Origin of the sequence: Streptomyces sp. NPDC060198, assembly GCF_042728415.1 — a bacterium.
Taxonomy (GTDB): domain Bacteria; phylum Actinomycetota; class Actinomycetes; order Streptomycetales; family Streptomycetaceae; genus Streptomyces.
On record NZ_JBHWZJ010000052.1, the window covers coordinates 13,134 to 28,216 of the forward strand.

Annotated in this window: 14 protein-coding genes; 4 read left to right on the forward strand and 10 right to left on the reverse strand. The window is 71.4% G+C overall.

The window, feature by feature from the left end; genetic code table 11:
* Positions 1 to 75: 75 nt before the first annotated feature.
* The 5 genes from ACFWEP_RS10080 to ACFWEP_RS10100 all read right to left on the reverse strand — a co-directional run bounded on the left by ACFWEP_RS10080 (position 76) and on the right by ACFWEP_RS10100 (position 4,993).
* Entirely contained in the window at positions 76 to 705 is a 630-nt protein-coding gene (locus tag ACFWEP_RS10080; RefSeq protein ID WP_387368387.1) for a hypothetical protein, read from the reverse strand.
* A gap of 87 nt (positions 706 to 792) precedes the next feature.
* Positions 793 to 1,959 carry an ROK family glucokinase gene (locus ACFWEP_RS10085; protein WP_387368389.1) on the reverse strand — a complete coding sequence of 389 codons (1,167 nt, stop codon included), beginning with the start codon at positions 1,957 to 1,959 and terminating at the stop codon, positions 793 to 795.
* Positions 1,960 to 2,094: 135 nt separating this feature from the next.
* The gene (locus ACFWEP_RS10090) at positions 2,095 to 2,946 is read right to left on the reverse strand and encodes an ATP-binding cassette domain-containing protein (protein ID WP_387368391.1); all 852 of its coding nucleotides are present in this window, start codon (positions 2,944 to 2,946) and stop codon (positions 2,095 to 2,097) included.
* Positions 2,943 to 4,007: an ABC transporter permease gene (locus ACFWEP_RS10095; protein ID WP_387368393.1), complete on the reverse strand. Its 1,065-nt coding sequence runs from the start codon at positions 4,005 to 4,007 to the stop codon at positions 2,943 to 2,945. The genes ACFWEP_RS10090 and ACFWEP_RS10095 overlap by 4 nt, the downstream gene beginning before the upstream one ends.
* Positions 4,004 to 4,993 carry a substrate-binding domain-containing protein gene (locus tag ACFWEP_RS10100; RefSeq protein WP_387368411.1) on the reverse strand — a complete coding sequence of 330 codons (990 nt, stop codon included), beginning with the start codon at positions 4,991 to 4,993 and terminating at the stop codon, positions 4,004 to 4,006. Before ACFWEP_RS10100 ends, ACFWEP_RS10095 begins: the two co-directional genes overlap by 4 nt.
* Positions 4,994 to 5,263: 270 nt before the next feature.
* Here ACFWEP_RS10100 and ACFWEP_RS10105 point away from each other — a divergent pair, with 270 nt between their 5' ends.
* Positions 5,264 to 6,265 carry a Gfo/Idh/MocA family oxidoreductase gene (locus ACFWEP_RS10105; RefSeq protein ID WP_387368395.1) on the forward strand — a complete coding sequence of 334 codons (1,002 nt, stop codon included), beginning with the start codon at positions 5,264 to 5,266 and terminating at the stop codon, positions 6,263 to 6,265.
* A gap of 16 nt (positions 6,266 to 6,281) precedes the next feature.
* Here ACFWEP_RS10105 and ACFWEP_RS10110 read toward each other — a convergent pair whose 3' ends face one another.
* Both ACFWEP_RS10110 and ACFWEP_RS10115 read right to left on the reverse strand, forming a co-directional pair.
* The gene (locus tag ACFWEP_RS10110) at positions 6,282 to 7,478 is read right to left on the reverse strand and encodes a cytochrome P450 (protein WP_387368397.1); all 1,197 of its coding nucleotides are present in this window, start codon (positions 7,476 to 7,478) and stop codon (positions 6,282 to 6,284) included.
* Positions 7,479 to 7,634: 156 nt separating this feature from the next.
* Complete coding sequence (locus ACFWEP_RS10115) at positions 7,635 to 8,549, reverse strand: DMT family transporter (RefSeq protein WP_387368399.1); 915 nt, start codon at positions 8,547 to 8,549, stop codon at positions 7,635 to 7,637.
* 298 nt (positions 8,550 to 8,847) lie between these two features.
* Between ACFWEP_RS10115 and ACFWEP_RS10120 the strand changes: the two genes are divergently transcribed.
* The gene (locus ACFWEP_RS10120; RefSeq protein ID WP_387368401.1) at positions 8,848 to 9,678 is read left to right on the forward strand and encodes an aldo/keto reductase; all 831 of its coding nucleotides are present in this window, start codon (positions 8,848 to 8,850) and stop codon (positions 9,676 to 9,678) included.
* Positions 9,679 to 9,720: 42 nt separating this feature from the next.
* Complete coding sequence (locus ACFWEP_RS10125) at positions 9,721 to 10,701, forward strand: DUF2804 domain-containing protein (protein ID WP_387368403.1); 981 nt, start codon at positions 9,721 to 9,723, stop codon at positions 10,699 to 10,701.
* 84 nt (positions 10,702 to 10,785) lie between these two features.
* On the opposite strand, the gene ACFWEP_RS10130 is transcribed toward ACFWEP_RS10125, so the two are convergent.
* From ACFWEP_RS10130 to allB, 3 genes are all read right to left on the reverse strand, one after another.
* Positions 10,786 to 11,115, reverse strand: a complete 330-nt coding sequence (locus tag ACFWEP_RS10130; RefSeq protein ID WP_387368405.1) for a putative quinol monooxygenase — start codon at positions 11,113 to 11,115, stop codon at positions 10,786 to 10,788.
* A 153-nt stretch (positions 11,116 to 11,268) separates the two neighbouring features.
* On the reverse strand, positions 11,269 to 12,417 hold the full coding sequence (alc, locus tag ACFWEP_RS10135) for an allantoicase (protein WP_387368407.1): 1,149 nt from the start codon (positions 12,415 to 12,417) through the stop codon (positions 11,269 to 11,271).
* 2 nt (positions 12,418 to 12,419) lie between these two features.
* Entirely contained in the window at positions 12,420 to 13,739 is a 1,320-nt protein-coding gene (gene allB, locus ACFWEP_RS10140) for an allantoinase AllB (RefSeq protein WP_387368413.1), read from the reverse strand.
* A 457-nt stretch (positions 13,740 to 14,196) separates the two neighbouring features.
* Here allB and ACFWEP_RS10145 point away from each other — a divergent pair, with 457 nt between their 5' ends.
* Positions 14,197 to 14,988, forward strand: coding sequence for an IclR family transcriptional regulator (locus ACFWEP_RS10145; RefSeq protein ID WP_387368409.1), 792 nt, complete (start codon positions 14,197 to 14,199; stop codon positions 14,986 to 14,988).
* Positions 14,989 to 15,083: the final 95 nt, after the last annotated feature.

Genomic DNA, 15,083 nt, shown 5'->3' on the forward strand with positions numbered 1-15,083 from the left:
CGGGGCGGGTTCGCCCGGAGGACGCCTGCGGGTGGACCCTCCCTCGGCCCATGCGCCGCACAGGGGGCGGGGCCGTCAGGGCGTCGCGGCCGACACCACGTAGACGACCGGCGACGCCGGGTCGGTCATGTTGACGGTGATGTTCTGGGTGGGCCGGGGATCCTTGTTCCTGTGGGTCGTCCCGGCCCACTCGGCGCCGGACCAGAAGTTCCAGTCGGTGATCCGGATGTCCCGCTGGGAGATCGTGACCTTGCCGGTCTTCAGGGCCGCGCGGTCGGTGCCCATCCCGCTCAGGAAGCGGTCGAGACCGGCGGAGGTGGTCCGGAACTTGAGGTACATCCGGCTCGCCTTCCAGTTGTTGGTCTCGTAGTACTGCACACCGGTCGCGTTCCCCGGGACGGGCACCTCGAAGATCCGCCGCTGCATCCGCGACGGCCAGCTCGCGCGCAGCCCCTGGGCGGCCGCCTCGGCCTCCTTGTCCTTGCCGGACCTGCGGCTCTGGCCGGCCGAGACCAGCAGGTAACCGGCCGGGATACCGATCAGCAGCACGATGATGGTGGCGGTGATCAGCCGTCTGCGGAAGACCCGGCGCGGGTCACGCGCGGGTTCGCCGTCCCCCGGTCCGCACTGGCGCGGCACCACGGGATGTTCGGCGGCTTCGGCGATCACCGTTCCCTCGGAACTCGGATGCTCGGCTGCGGTCATGATCTTCGGATCCCTCGGAGCTTCGGTACGCGGGCGGGGTTACGGGGCGGCCTGCGGCGGACGGCGGGAGCGGGCCCCGCCCAGCGGTCAGTCGCCGGTACGGGCGCTCCGCGTGCTGCGCAGGGTGCTGGCGGCCTGGTCGTAGATCTGCGCGTAGCGCTCGTACCGCTCGACCCGGCGGCGGTTGGCGCGGCGGAATCGGCGCGCGACGAGCCGGGCGAGGTCGGCGGCCCCGACCATGCCGGCCTCGGGCCCCAGCTGCGCCCGGACGATCCGGGCCTCGGGGCGGTAGCCGCGGCCGGTGAGGTGGCGCTTGAAGGCGTCCCGGGCGGGGCTGATCAGCAGGTCGTCGGCAGCGCTGACGCCACCGCCGATGACGAAGCAGGAGGGGTCGAGCGCGGCGGCTAGGTTGGCGATGCCCACGCCGAGCCACTGGCCGATGTCCTGGAAGAGCTCGATGCACATCGCGTCGCCCTCGCGGGCGAGCTCGGTGATGAGCGGCCCGGTGATCTCCGGGATGTTGCCCTTGACGCGTTCGATGAGGTTGTAGGCGACCGGGGAGTCCGCGGCGGCAAGCTCCTTCGCCTCGCGGACCAGGGCGTTGCCGGAGCTGTACTGCTCCCAGCAGCCCCGGTTGCCGCAGGGGCAGCGGTGGCCGCCGGGGACCACCTGCATGTGCCCGAACTCGCCGGCCACGCCGTACTTGCCCCGCTTGACCTGCCCGTCCTCCAGGATCGCGCCGCCGATTCCCGTACCGAGGGTGATCATCACCAGGTGGTCCTCGCCCCGGCCGGCGCCGAAGCGCCATTCCGCCCAGGCGGCGGTGTTGGCGTCGTTGTCGACCATGACGGGGACGACGAGGCGGGAGGCCAGGGCGTCGCGCAGCGGTTCGTCGCGCCAGGCGAGGTGCGGGGCGAACAGCACCTTGGAACGGTCCGCGTCGACCCAGCCGGCCGCGCCGATGCCGACGGCGTGCACGTCGTGGCGGTCGGAGAGGTCCAGCACCAGTTCGACGATGGTGTCCTCGACGACCCGGGGGCTCTTGGACTTGTCGGGCGTCTCGGTGCGGAGCTGTTCCAGGATGTTGCCGTCCGCGTCGACGACGCCGGCCATCACCTTGGTACCGCCGATGTCGATGCCGACGGTGGGGACGCGGGGCGCCGTCAGGTGGGAGCGCCGCTCCCTCGTACCGACGGTCTTGAGGACGGTGGCGCGGGCGGAGCCGCGGTGGGTGAAGTCGCGGTACGTGCTCATCGTCCCTGCGGTGTCTGGGGTGGCCGGCGGGTCAGTTCTGCCGGCGGCGGACGGCGTCCACCTCGGTCGATTCTGCCACTGCCGTCCGCCCCGAGCCGCCTCGACGGTTCTCGCCGAGGCGGCTCGGCCGTCGCGTCACTCGGTGTCGTCGTCCACCGGGTGGCCGCCGATGGAGGTCGGTGAGGGCGCGCGCTCCAGCTCGTGGCTGAGCTCGTCGAGCTCGCTGCCGCCCGCCATCTGCCGGGTCAGCTCGTCGAGCGTGACGTCGGTCCTGGTGTGGCTGCCGGCCATCGCGCCGCGCTTGAGGAGGACGAACCGGTCGCCGACGAGGTAGGCGTGGTGCGGGTTGTGCGTGATGAGGACCACGCCGAGTCCGGCGTCCCGCGCCGCCGCGACGTACTTCAGTACGACTCCGGACTGCTTGACGCCGAGGGCCGCCGTGGGCTCGTCCAGGACGAGGACCTTGGCGCCGAAGTGGACGGCTCGCGCGATGGCCACGCACTGCCGCTCGCCGCCGGAGAGGGTGCCGATCGGCTGGTCGACGTCGCGCAGGTCGATGCCCATGCGGAGCAGCTCGGCGCGGGTCGTCTCGCGCATCAGCCGGACGTCCAGGCGCTTGAACGGGCCGGCGCCGACGGTGGGCTCCGAGCCGAGGAAGAAGTTGCGCCAGACCGGCATGAGGGGGACGACGGCGAGGTCCTGGTAGACCGTGGCGATGCCCCGGTCCAGGGCGTCGCGGGGGTTGGCGAGGGTGGTCTCCTCGCCGTCGATCCGGAAGACGCCCTCGTCGTGCCGGTGCAGTCCGGCGATGATCTTGATGAGGGTGGACTTGCCTGCGCCGTTGTCACCGAGCACGCAGGTGATCTCGCCCGCGTGGACCTCCAGCGAGACGTCGGTGAGGGCCTTGATGCTGCCGTAGAACTTGGCTACGTGGTCGAGCTGGACCAGCGCCTGGGGGGCTGTCGCCCGGCCGTCCGGGGCCGTCATGTCGTCGCCTCCGCGCGCTTGCGTACCCATGCGTTGAGCAGGGTGGCCAGGAGCAGCATCGCTCCGAGGAAGAACTTGAACCAGTCCGGGTTCCACTCGGCGTAGACGATGCCCTTGCTGGTCATGCCGAAGATGATCGCGCCGACGGCCGAGCCGATGGCGGAGCCGTAGCCGCCGGTGATCAGGCAGCCGCCGATGACGGCCGCGATGATGTAGATCAGCTCGTTGCCCACGCCCTCACCGGACTGGACCACGTCGTAGCTGAAGAGCAGGTGCTGACCGGACACCCAGGCGGCGAACGCCACCCCGAGGTAGAGGCCGATCTTGGTACGGATCACCGGGACGCCGACCGCGCGGGCCGCGCTCTCGTCGCCGCCGACCGCGTAGATCCAGTTGCCGAAGCGGGTACGGAGCAGGATCCAGGTGGCGACGGCGACCAGGCCCGCCCACCAGAGGATCGTCACCTTCAGCTCGACGTCCCCGAGCGTGAGCTGCGAGGCGAAGAGCGCGTGGGCGGAGTCGAACCCCCACATGTCACCGATCGCCTTCGTCGACACCGTGTCGCTGATGAGCTTGGTGACGCCGAGGTTGAGTCCGGTCAGCATGAGGAAGGTGCCGAGGGTGATGATGAAGCTCGGCAGCTTCGTCCGGGTCAGCATGAAGCCGTTGAACGCCCCGAAGCCCAGGGTGACCAGCAGCGAGACGAAGACACCGACCCAGACGTTGGCCGTCATCTGGTAGCTGAACATCGAGGAGACCAGCGCCGAGCTGGTCACCATGACGCCGGCCGAGAGGTCGAACTCGCCGCCGATCATCAGCAGCGCGACCGGCGCGGCCATGATCCCGATGGTCGAGGCCGCGTACAGCACGGTGCCGAAGCTGGACAGCTGGAGGAAGCTGTCCGCGACCACGGCGAAGAAGAGGAAGACGGCGAGGGCGCCGACGATCGATCCGAGTTCGGGACGGCCGAGGAGCCTGCGCAGCGGTGAGGTGCGCAGCAGCCGCTCGTCGGCCCCGCCCGGCGCCGGGGCGGGGGCCGTGGGCTGTCGGGTTCCCGTCATCGGGTACCCCGGGCGGTGTACTCGGCGAGTTCGTCGGCGTCGGCGGCCGTGATGATCTGCGGGCCGGTGAGGACGGGCTGGCCGCCGCCGAGGACGTTGCGGTTGAAGCGGTAGAGCCAGAGCAGGTCGACGGCTTCGTAGCCCTGGAGGTAGGGCTGCTGGTCGACGGCGAAGCCGAGGGTCTCGGCCTTGAGTCCGGCGGCGACCTTGGCGTTCAGGTCGAAGGTGTCGATCTCGGCGTCGCTGTCTGCGGACTTCTTGGCCTGGACGGCGGCGTCGGCGAAGGGGGCGCCGAGGGTGACGACGGCGTCGATGCTCTTGTCGGTCTGGAGCTTCGCCTCGATGGACGCCTGGACGTCGGGCATGTTGGTGCCGTCGACGTAGAGGTTGGTGGTCTTGCCGTCGAAGTTCTTCTTCACACCGGCGCAGCGCTGCTCGTGGCCGACGTTGCCCTGTTCGTGCAGGACACAGAGGGTGTTCTTGCGGCCTCGTGCGTTCAGCTCGTCGCCGACCGCTTCGCCGGCGATCGACTCGTCCTGGCCGATGTGGGTGATCGCGCCGTAGGCCTTGGACTCGGCGGAGCCCGAGTTCACGGTGATCACCGGGATGCCGGCCTTGGTCGCCTTGGCGACGACGTCCTTCATCGCCTCCGGCTTGGCGAGCGAGACGACGATCCCGTCGACCTTCTTGTCGATCGCGGCCTGGACGAGCTGCGCCTGCTGCTGCGCCTCGTCGTTGTGCGAGTACAGGAAGTTGATGTTGTCCTTGCCGGCCGCCTCCTGGGCGCCCTTCTGGACGATGTCCCAGAAGGTGTCGCCATCACCCGAATGGGTGATCATGGCGAACGTCCAGCGGGGCGTGTTCACGGCCGAATGACCCTCGGAGGCGGCCCGGGACGCTGCCGCGCGTTCCTCCGCCCGCCTGCCGCCGGTGCTGCTGCAACCCGCGAGGGAGGCCCCGAGCACCACTGCCAGCACGGCGCCCATCGCGCGTACCCCTGTCCGAACCCTTGCCACGAAGCCGTGCCCTTCTTGTGCCGCTCACTGTGCCGTCTGGTGCGCCGCGGACGTGTGGAGTCCCGGCCCGGCTGCCCAAGTATCCCCGAGGTTCGACGGGCGGCACCCGGCAGGGCCCGGGCAAATGAATGTGTCGCGCGGGCGCACCGGCGAATTCCCAGGTCGCGGGGGGCTACCGGGGCGGGTCCGGCCCTCTGTACATGCTTGACACGGCGACAGGGCGGACGCCACGGTGAGGCCATGCGTATCGGACTGGTCGGAACGGGACGTATCGGAACATTCCACGCGGAGGCGCTCAGCCGTCATCCGGCGGTGGGTTCACTCGTCGTGGCGGACGCCGATCCCGCCCACGCGGCGGCCGCGGCGGCCCGTACCGGAGCGACGGCGGTGGGGGTCGACGAGGTCTTCGCCGGAGGGGTGGACGCGGTGGTGATCGCGTCGGCCACCGCCGCCCACGCCGGTCTGATCGGCCGTGCGGCCCGTGCCGGGCTGCCCGCGTTCTGCGAGAAGCCGATCGCTCTGGACCTGCCGGGGACACTGGCCGCGCTGGCGGAGGTGGAGGCGGCGGGGTCGGTCCTCCAGCTCGGGTTCATGCGCCGTTTCGACGCGGGGTACCTCGCGGCGCGCGAGGCGGTCCGCGAGGGGCGGCTCGGCCGGCTGCACACCGTGCGCGCCGTCACCTCCGATCCCGCCCCACCGCCCGCCGCGTATCTCCCGCTCTCCGGGGGGCTCTTCCGCGACTGCCTCATCCACGACTTCGACATGGTGCGGTGGGTGACCGGCCGCGAGGTGACCGAGGTGTACGCCACCGGGTCGGACGCGGGCCCGGCCGCCTTCCGCGCGGCGGGAGACGTGTCCACGGCCGCCGCCCTGCTGACCCTGGACGACGGGACCCTGGTGACGGCCACGGCGACCCGGTGCAACGGCGCCGGGTACGACGTACGGATGGAGCTGGCGGGCGAGCTGGACCAGATCGCCGTGGGCCTGGACGACCGCGCCCCGCTCACCTCGGTCGAGCCGGGGGGCCCGGACGCCCCGCTGAAGGCCTGGCCCGGCTTCCTGGAGCGGTTCGCCCCGGCGTACGAGGCCGAGCTCGACGCCTTCGTCCGGCTGGCGGCGGGCCGGGCGGGCAATCCGTGCGACGGCCGGGAGGCCCTGGCGGCACTGCGGATCGCCGAGGCGTGCGAGCGCTCGCGGCGGGAGCGGCGCCCGGTGGCGCTCACCGAGATCCCCTGCGGCTGACCGGCCCCCGGAGCGGCTACCAGGCGATCGGCAGGTGCTCGGGGCCCCGGATCAGCATCCCGGTACGCCAGACGAGCCGCTCCGGACCGGTGTCCAGCCGCAGTCCGGGACAGCGCGCCAGCAGCGAGCCGATCGCCACCCTCGCCTCGACGCGGGCGAGCGGTGCGCCGAGGCAGTAGTGGATGCCGTGGCCGAAGGAGATGTGGCCGCGCGCGTCGCGGGTGATGTCGAATCGTTCCGCACCCTCGAAGCGGGCCGGGTCCCGGTTGGCGTCCGCCATCGCGACGAGGACGAGTTCGCCGCCGCCCGGGATCACGGAGCCACCGACATCGAGCGGCCCGGTGGTGAAGCGGAACGTGGGGGTTTCGACGGGGCTGTCGTAGCGCAGGATCTCCTCCACCGCGTTGCCGAGCAGCCCGGGGTCGGCGCGCAGGGCAGCCAACTGGTCCGGATGGGCGAGGAGATGGAGCACCCCGTTGGTGATGAGGTTGACGGTGGTCTCGTGTCCGGCGACGAGCAACAGCCAGGCCATGCCTGCCAGCTCGTCACCGGACAGCCGGTCCCCCTCCTCGTCCGCGGTGTGGATCAGCGCGCTCATCAGGTCGTCGCCAGGCTTCGCCCGCTTGTCGTCGAGCATCGTGGCGATGTACGCGTTCATCGAAGTGACGGCGGAGCGGCGCGCCTCGGCGTCGGTGGAGGAGAGGGCGGTGTTGGACCACTCCCGAAAGCTCACCCGGTCCATGTCGGGCACGCCGAGCAGTTCGCAGATCACGGCCATGGGCAGCGGGAACGACAGCGCGTCGACGAGGTCGGTGCGACGGTCGGGCTCCGCCAGCATCGCCTCCAGCAGATCGTCCGTCATGGCCTGTACGCGCGGGACGAGTTGTTCCATCCTGCGCGGGGTGAACTCGCGGCTGACCAGCTTGCGGAGCCGGGTGTGGTCCGGGGCGTCGGAGCTGAGCATCGACCTTCCGGCCGTCATCTGGTGGAGGTCGAGGAGCGGCGAGGCGTTCCCCCACTCCTTGGACAGCCTCTGGTCGGCGAGGAGTTCGCGCCCGGCTTCGTACCCCACCACGAGCCAGGCGGGCGTTCCGCCGGGCAGGACCACCCGGTGGACCGGTCCCCGGGCGCGGAGTTCGGCGTAAGTGGGGTACGGGTCCCGGGTGAACGCCTCGCCCAGTGCGCCGAGATCCAGTATCGCTTCGGTGGTCACTGCGGTTCCTTTCGGAGGTCCGGCCGCGTCGACCGGGTGCGGACCGTAGCCGACGCGTGACTGCGGCGGGGGCGGCCCCGCCCCCGCGCGAGTCCCCTACCTCACTGCTGGGCGGTCCAACCCTCCTGGTCCCGGACGCGGCTGCACATGGCCGGTTCAGACCCGTGCGCCGCGCCGCCCCCAGGCCGTCCCGGCCAGCACCAGTACGGCGCCCACCGCCCCGAGCATCCCGAGCCGCTCGCCCCCGATCGCGATGCCGACCGCGGCGGCCCACAGGGGCTCCGTACCCAGCAGCAGGCTGACCCGGGACGGCGAGGTGCGCCGGACCGCCCACATCTGCACGAAGAACGCGAAGAGCGTGCAGAAGGCCGCGAGGAACAGCAGTCCGGCCCACTCCCCCGCACCGAAGCCGGCGGCCACCGCCCAGGGCGCGGTGCCGGTACCGGGCACGGCGGCGAGAACGGCGAAGACGGCCACCGCGCTGCCGAGCTGGACGGTGGTCAGGGGGAGCGAGTCGGCCGACTGGACGGCCTTGATCCGGGCCATCGCAAGGACGTGGACCGTACGGGCGAGGGCGGCGAGCAGCATCAGCAGGTCACCGCCGGACGGACTGGTGAACCCTCCGCCCTGTGTCAGCAGCACCACGCCCACGACCGAGAGCCCGGCGGCGAGGAGGAAGCGGCCGGTCGGGCGGGTGCGGGTGACCGCCGACTCGGCGAGCGGGGTGAAGATCATGGTGAGGCTGATGATGAGACCGGCGTTGGTGGCCGAGGTGTGCACGATTCCGTACGTCTCCAGCAGGAAGATCCCGCTGAGGATCAGCCCGAGCAGCCCCGCGCCCCGCCACTGGGCCGCGGTCAGGGCCCGGAGCCCGCGTGCTCCGGCGACGGCCAGGACGGGCAGCACGACCGCGAAGCGCAGGACGAGGACCGCGACGACGGTCTGCGGGGTGGTGATGCCCTTGGCGGCGAGGTAGCTCGATCCCCAGACGACGGCGACCGCCAGAACGGGCAGGTCGGTCGACCAGGCGGGGCGGGACGGGGCGACGGCGGGCACGGCGACAGCGGACACCTGGTACTCCTGGATTCTCCACGACGGGAAACAAGCGTGGAGACCTCGCTGGCTCGCACACCGACCGGCTCACGCTACCGGGCGTCACTCCCGCGCGGAACCCGCTTTCCGGGCCGCGGTCACCCGTTCGCCCCGCCCCCGTGCGCCGCTCCCCCGTCCCGCACGCGGCCTCTCCCCCTGCGACCTGCCCACAGCCACCGGGCGCCCTACCCTGGCGGCACCGGTACGAGTCCCGGATTCAAGATCACGAATCATGGACATACGGGTCACGGACGTACCGATCACCGAAAGGACGATCATGAGCGCCGTCCCTCAGCTACCCCTCCTCGACCACCGCAGCCTCCCCGCGGTCGGTCTGGGCACCTATCCCCTGGACGACGACGGGGCGGAGAAGGCCGTCGCCGGGGCGCTGGGCCTCGGTTACCGGCTCGTCGACTCGGCGAAGAACTACGGCAACGAGCGCGGCACCGGACGCGGGATCGCCCGCAGCGGCGTGCCTCGCGAGGAGATCACCGTCACCACCAAGGTGCCGGGCCGCCACCACGGCTACGAGGAGACGCTGGCCTCCTTCGAGGAGTCGCGGGCCGCGCTCGGCGTCGAGTACGTCGACCTCTACCTCATCCACTGGCCGCTGCCGCGGGTGGACAAGTACGTGGACACCTGGAAGGCGATGATCAAGCTCCGCGAGGACGGGCTGATCCGCTCCATCGGCGTCTCCAACTTCACCCCCGCGCAACTCGACCGGCTGGAGCGGGAGACCGGCGTGCTGCCCGTGGTCAACCAGATCGAGCTGCATCCGCTGCTTCCCCAGGACGAGTTGAGGGAGGTGCACGAGGCGAAGGGCATCGTCACGGAGGCCTGGAGTCCGCTGGCGCGCGGCCGCGAGGTGCTGGAGGCGACGGAGACCGTGGCCATCGCCCGCGAGCACGGGGTGACGCCCGGCCAGGTGGTCCTGCGCTGGCACACCCAGCTGGGGGTCGTACCGATCCCCAAGTCGGCGGACCCCGGGCGGCAGCGGGAGAACCTGGACCTGTTCGGCTTCGAGCTGACGCCGGACCAGATGGACCGGATCGGCTCGGGAGACCAGCACCGGTTCGGCGGCGACCCGGACGACCACGAGGAGTTCTGATCGTACGGATGACGCGGAGCCCGGGGGCTCTATCCTGCGCGGATGACGCATGAGACCGAGCTGACGTCCCCCGTCGAGCTCTGCCGCCCCGACGGACGGTTGAACCCCGCGGCGGTCGGCTGGACCCGACGCCCCCTGCACACCGCCAACCTGCGCGGCTGGGGCAGGAGGAAGCGCTGGGAGTACTGGGGCATCGTCACACCGGACCACGTGGTCGGGCTGGTCGTGTCGTCGCTGGACTACGCGGGCGTGCACGGGCTCTACGTACTGGACCGGGCGACGGGCGTCGAGCACAGCACCGACGTGGTGGCACCACTGGCCCGCGGCACGGTGCTGCCCGCGCGCAGCGGCGAGGGCGAGGTCTCGGTGCGGGCCGGCAAGCTGGAGATCGGAATCGCGCAGGCCCCGGACGGCACCACGATCCGCGCGACGGCGCCCGGGGTGCGCCTCGACGTGGAAGTGCCGTTGCCCGAGGGGCACGAAGCGCTCGGGGTGGTCGTTCCGTGGAGCGACAAGCGGTTCCAGTACACCGTCAAGGACGTCGGCCGCCCGGTGCACGGCACGCTGTCGGTGCACGGGCGGAGCTACGAGGTGGGTGGCCCGGACGCGTTCGCCGTACTGGATCACGGGCGCGGCAAGTGGCCGTACGCGGTTCGGTGGAACTGGGCGGCGGGCGCGGCTCCGGGGCGCGCGCTCCAGTTGGGCGGCGAGTGGACCGACGGCACCGGCAGCACCGAGAACGCCCTGTTCGTCGACGGCCGTCTGCACAAGATCGGTGAGGAACTCCGCTGGAGCTACGACCGGCAGGACTGGATGCGTCCGTGGCACATCGCCGGAGAGCGGGTGGACGTGTGGTTCCGTCCGTTCCACGAGAAGCGCGGGCGGACGGACCTGCTGGTCGTCGCGAACGAGACGCACCAGTGCTTCGGCACCTTCAGCGGCTGGGCCATGACCGACGACGGGACGAGGACGGATCTCGACGGGCTGGTCGGCTGGGCGGAGGAGGCGCGCAACCGGTGGTAGCGCCCGAGGCGTTGTGGCCCCCGACGCGAAAGCCGGCGGAAGCGCCCGGGGTTCCGGGTGCCCGCACGCCCCGCCGCGTACCCGTCATCGGTTGACGGGTGTCACCTCCGCCATCCGGGACCAGCCCTCGCCCGGGACCTCGACGTTGATGATCTCGGGAATCTCGGCGACCAAGGACGACATCGTCTTGAGGGCGGCCTGGAAGTGGGCGGACTTCACGTGCGCCTGGCCCGCCTCGGCCGACGCGAAGGCTTCGAGCAGCACGAACTGGTTGGGGTTCTCCACGCTGTACGACCAGTCGAAGAACAGGTTTCCCGGCTCGGAGCGGGTGGCGACGGTGAACTCCTCCACTGCGGGGAGCCAGTTGTCGCGTTCGGCGACGAGCACGGTGAACTTGACGGCGATGAAGATCATGGCTGCTCCTGGTAGGGGCGTACGGTGACGGGCCGCCGGGCGTCGGAGGCCCGGCGGCACCGCGACCAGGGTGGCATATCGCCCCGTAACGAACCTTTCGGGCACACCGGTCCACGCCCACCGCCTCCGCTTCCGTGCGTGCGGCCGGCCGGCTCAGCCGCCCAGTTCGTGGTGACGGGCCACCAGCCGGCGTGCCCCGGCCTCGGTGAGGGAGCCGAAGAGGCGCAGCCGGGAGATTCCGCCGTCCGGGAAGATGTCGATGCGCACGCGGGTGGCGCGTACCGGGGTCTCCAGGACGAACCGGTGGTTGGTGTCCGGCTGGAGGCGGGTCCGGGGCAGGAACTCGGTCCACGCCTCGCCGTCGCCGTCAGCTCCCGCCGGGCCGTCGCTGAACGAGAGCGTCGCCCAACCGGCGGCGTTGCCCTTGAGGTAGGCGGTGTCGATCTCCACCGCCCGGATCTCCGCCTGCGCGGGCAGTGTGTAGCGGATCCAGTCGTTGCCCCGGTCCCGGCGGCGGCGGGTCTCCCAGCAGTCGTCCATCTGCCGGGAGCGGCCGGGCTGGATGCTGTTGGTGGCCGGGGAGTAGAAGCGGTCCGAGGCGTCCTCCACCCGGCCGCCGTTCTCCAGTGCCAGCAGGTCGAAGGTGCCGAGGGCGGTGAGCCAGGTGGGATCGGGCGCGACCTCGCCGTGGACCCGGAGCCGGGCGATGCCCCCGTCGGGGTGCTGGTTGACCCGCAGGTGGGTGAAGCGCTGCCCGGCGTCGACCGTGAAGCCGTTGGCCGCGTGGCCGGCGATCTCCGTACGGGGCACCAGCGTCGTCCACTTCACGTCGGGCGCCAGCAGTTCTTCGGGCGAGGGCGAGCCGGGCAGGGAGGTGGCCTCCACGGAGACCGCACGGGGGTAGTTGCCGCGGAAATGGGCGGTGTCGACGATCAGTCCCCGCACGACGCCGGGGGCACCGAGCCGTACCAGCGCCCAGTCGTGGTCCTCGTCCTCGGGGTGCGGGCGGTCCGCGCTCGCTCCGCGTCGGCGGCGGGTCTCCCAGCCGTCCATGATCTTGCCTTTGTGCCCGAAGCGTTCGGGGTGGAAGACGGCGGGGCCCGGCTTCAGCAGGTTCTCCCGCTCCGCGAAGAACTCGTCGTTGGCGGCGATCACCCCGGCGCCGAGCTGCCGTCCGGCCAGGTCCACGAGGTGGCCGAAGGGGAAACCGGCGGGACCCGGGGTGCGGTAGTCGGCGTACGGATCGCCTCCCGTGTAGGGGAGGGCGTCTCCGGTCCAGCGCGGCGGGGCGGACTCCGTCATGGTCAGTGGTTCCTTTCGAGCAGGCGGCCGGAGGGTTCAGCGAACACACCGTCGTGGACGATCCGTTCACCGCGCAGCCAGGTCGACGTGACGACTCCGTGCAGGGTCCGGCCCGCGTAGGCGGTGACCTGGTTGCGGTGGTGCAGGGCCGCCGGGTCGACGGTGAAGGTGCCCTCGGGGTCGAGCACGGCGAAGTCGGCGTCGCGGCCCGGCTCGATGGCGCCCTTGCGGTGCAATCCGGCGAGCAGGGCGGGGCCGGTGGACATCCAGCGCGCCACGTCGTCGAGCGAGTGGCCGCGTCGGCGGGCCTCGGTCCAGATGGCGGGGAGCCCCAGCTGGAGAGAGGAAATGCCACCCCAGGCGGAGGCGAAGTCGGGCGTCTTCAGGTCGGTGGTGCACGGCGAGTGGTCGGAGACGATGCAGCTGATGACCCCGTCGGCGAGCCCCTGCCACAGCGCGTCCTGGTTGGCCGCCTCCCGGATGGGCGGGCAGCATTTGAACTCGGTAGCCCCGTCCGGCACTTCCTCGGCGGTGAGGGTGAGGAAGTGCGGGCAGGACTCGACGGTGACGCGTACGCCCTCGCGTTGGGCGGCGGCGATGAGCGGCAGCGCGTCGCCGGACGAGAGGTGCAGGACGTGGACGCGGGCGTCCAGCCGTTTCGCATGGGCGATCAGCCCCTCGATCGCGGCGTTCTCGGATGACCGGGGGCGCGAGGCCAGGAAGTCGGCGTAGACGGGGCCGCCTTGCTGCGGTGCCGCGTCCAAGTGGCCGGGGTCCTCCGCATGGACGATGAGCAGACCGCCGAAGCCCGCGATCTCGGCCATCGAACGCCCCAGCCCTTCCCTGTCCAGGTGCGGGAACTCTTCGACGCCTGAAGGCGAGAGGAAGCATTTGAAGCCGAAGACCCCGGCCTCGTGGAGCGGGCGCAGATCCTTGACGTTCGCCGGGACCGCACCGCCCCAGAAGCCGGTGTCCACATGCGCCTTGGGGGCTGCGACCAGCTGCTTGGTCCTCAGGTGCCCGACGGTGGTGGTCGGGGGGAGGGAGTTGAGCGGCATGTCGAGGAGGGTCGTGACGCCGCCGGCAGCCGCCGCCCGGGTGGCTGTCCAGAACCCCTCCCACTCGGTCCGGCCGGGATCGTTGACATGGACGTGAGTGTCCACGAGACCGGGGAGGAGAGCCAGGTCGCCGAGCTCCTCCAGCCGGACGTCCGGCGGCACTTCGGCACCGTGGGGCAGGACCGCCTCGATCCGTCCGGCCGAGACCGCGACCAGGGCGGGGCGGGTTCCTCTCGGAGTGACGACCCGGGTCGAGCGCAGCATCAGATCCGGGGCCGGGCCGGCCGGGGTCCTCCCCTCGGCGTTCAGGTCCTTCCGCACATCCGCACCGAACACCCGTACTCCTCGCTCCGTTTGCTCGCGCCGGGACGACCTCGGCGGTCCTTCGGCGAATTCAACGAACTGTTGAAGGGGCTCTCTGCGGGGAGTCTTCATGCGGGGTTCCCCTCCGTCAAGACCTCTCCTCCGCCGGAGCGCCGCGCCCGCGTCCTCTCGGGAGGGAATGCGAGAACGGGCCGAAACTTCCGTGAAACAGAATCAGGCTTCCGAATCTCGGAATGCTCACGGAGCGGGCGGAGGCACACGGGAAGCTCGCGGGGCCCGGCCGCGACGGCGGGAAACAGCCCCTGACCGGCACATACACCCTGCCACGACCAGTGCGCGGAACGCGACCCTCCCGGTACGCTGCTACCTTGCCTCCCGCTTCGAAAGGACCGTTGACGTGCCGTCGTCCGACGCCAGCACTTCCGACCCCAAGACCGCCGGTTCCAGCGGCGGGGTGCAGTCCCTGGAGCGTGCCTTCGACCTGCTGGAGCGGATGGCCGACGCCGGGGGCGAGGTGGGTCTGAGCGAGCTCTCCACGACCAGCGGCCTGCCGCTCCCCACCATCCACCGTCTGATGCGCACCCTGGTGGTCTGCGGGTACGTACGTCAGCAGCCCAACCGCCGCTACGCGCTGGGTCCCCGGCTGATCCGCCTGGGCGAATCGGCCTCCCGGCTGCTCGGCACGTGGGCGCGGCCCTACCTCCAGCATCTGGTGGAGGAGACGGGCGAGACCGCGAACATGGCACTGCTCGACGGCGACGAGGTGGTGTACGTCGCGCAGGCCCCGTCGAAGCACTCGATGCGCATGTTCACCGAGGTGGGCCGCAGGGTGCTGCCGCACTCCACCGGCGTCGGCAAGGCGCTGCTCGCGACCGCGTCACCCGAGGAGGTACGGGCGTTGCTGGCGCGCACCGGGATGCCGGCCGTCACCGAGAAGACGATCACCACCCCGGACGGCTTCCTCGAAGCACTGGAGCAGGTCCGCCGCACCGGCTACGCCATCGACGACAACGAGCAGGAGATCGGGGTCCGGTGTCTCGCCGTCGCCGTGCCCGACTCCCCCACGGCCGCCGCGATCTCCATCTCGGGCCCTGCCGGACGGGTCACGGAGGAGGCGACGGAACGGATCGTCCCGATCCTCCAGCAGACCGCGAAGGAGCTCTCCGAGGCCCTCGCGGCGGGGGGTTGAGCACGGTGAGGACGAGCACCGGAAGGTGAGCGGCGGGAGGACGAGCACCGGCCGGGGTCAGGCGCGGCCGGTGTGCCGGCGCCGACACCGTGAGG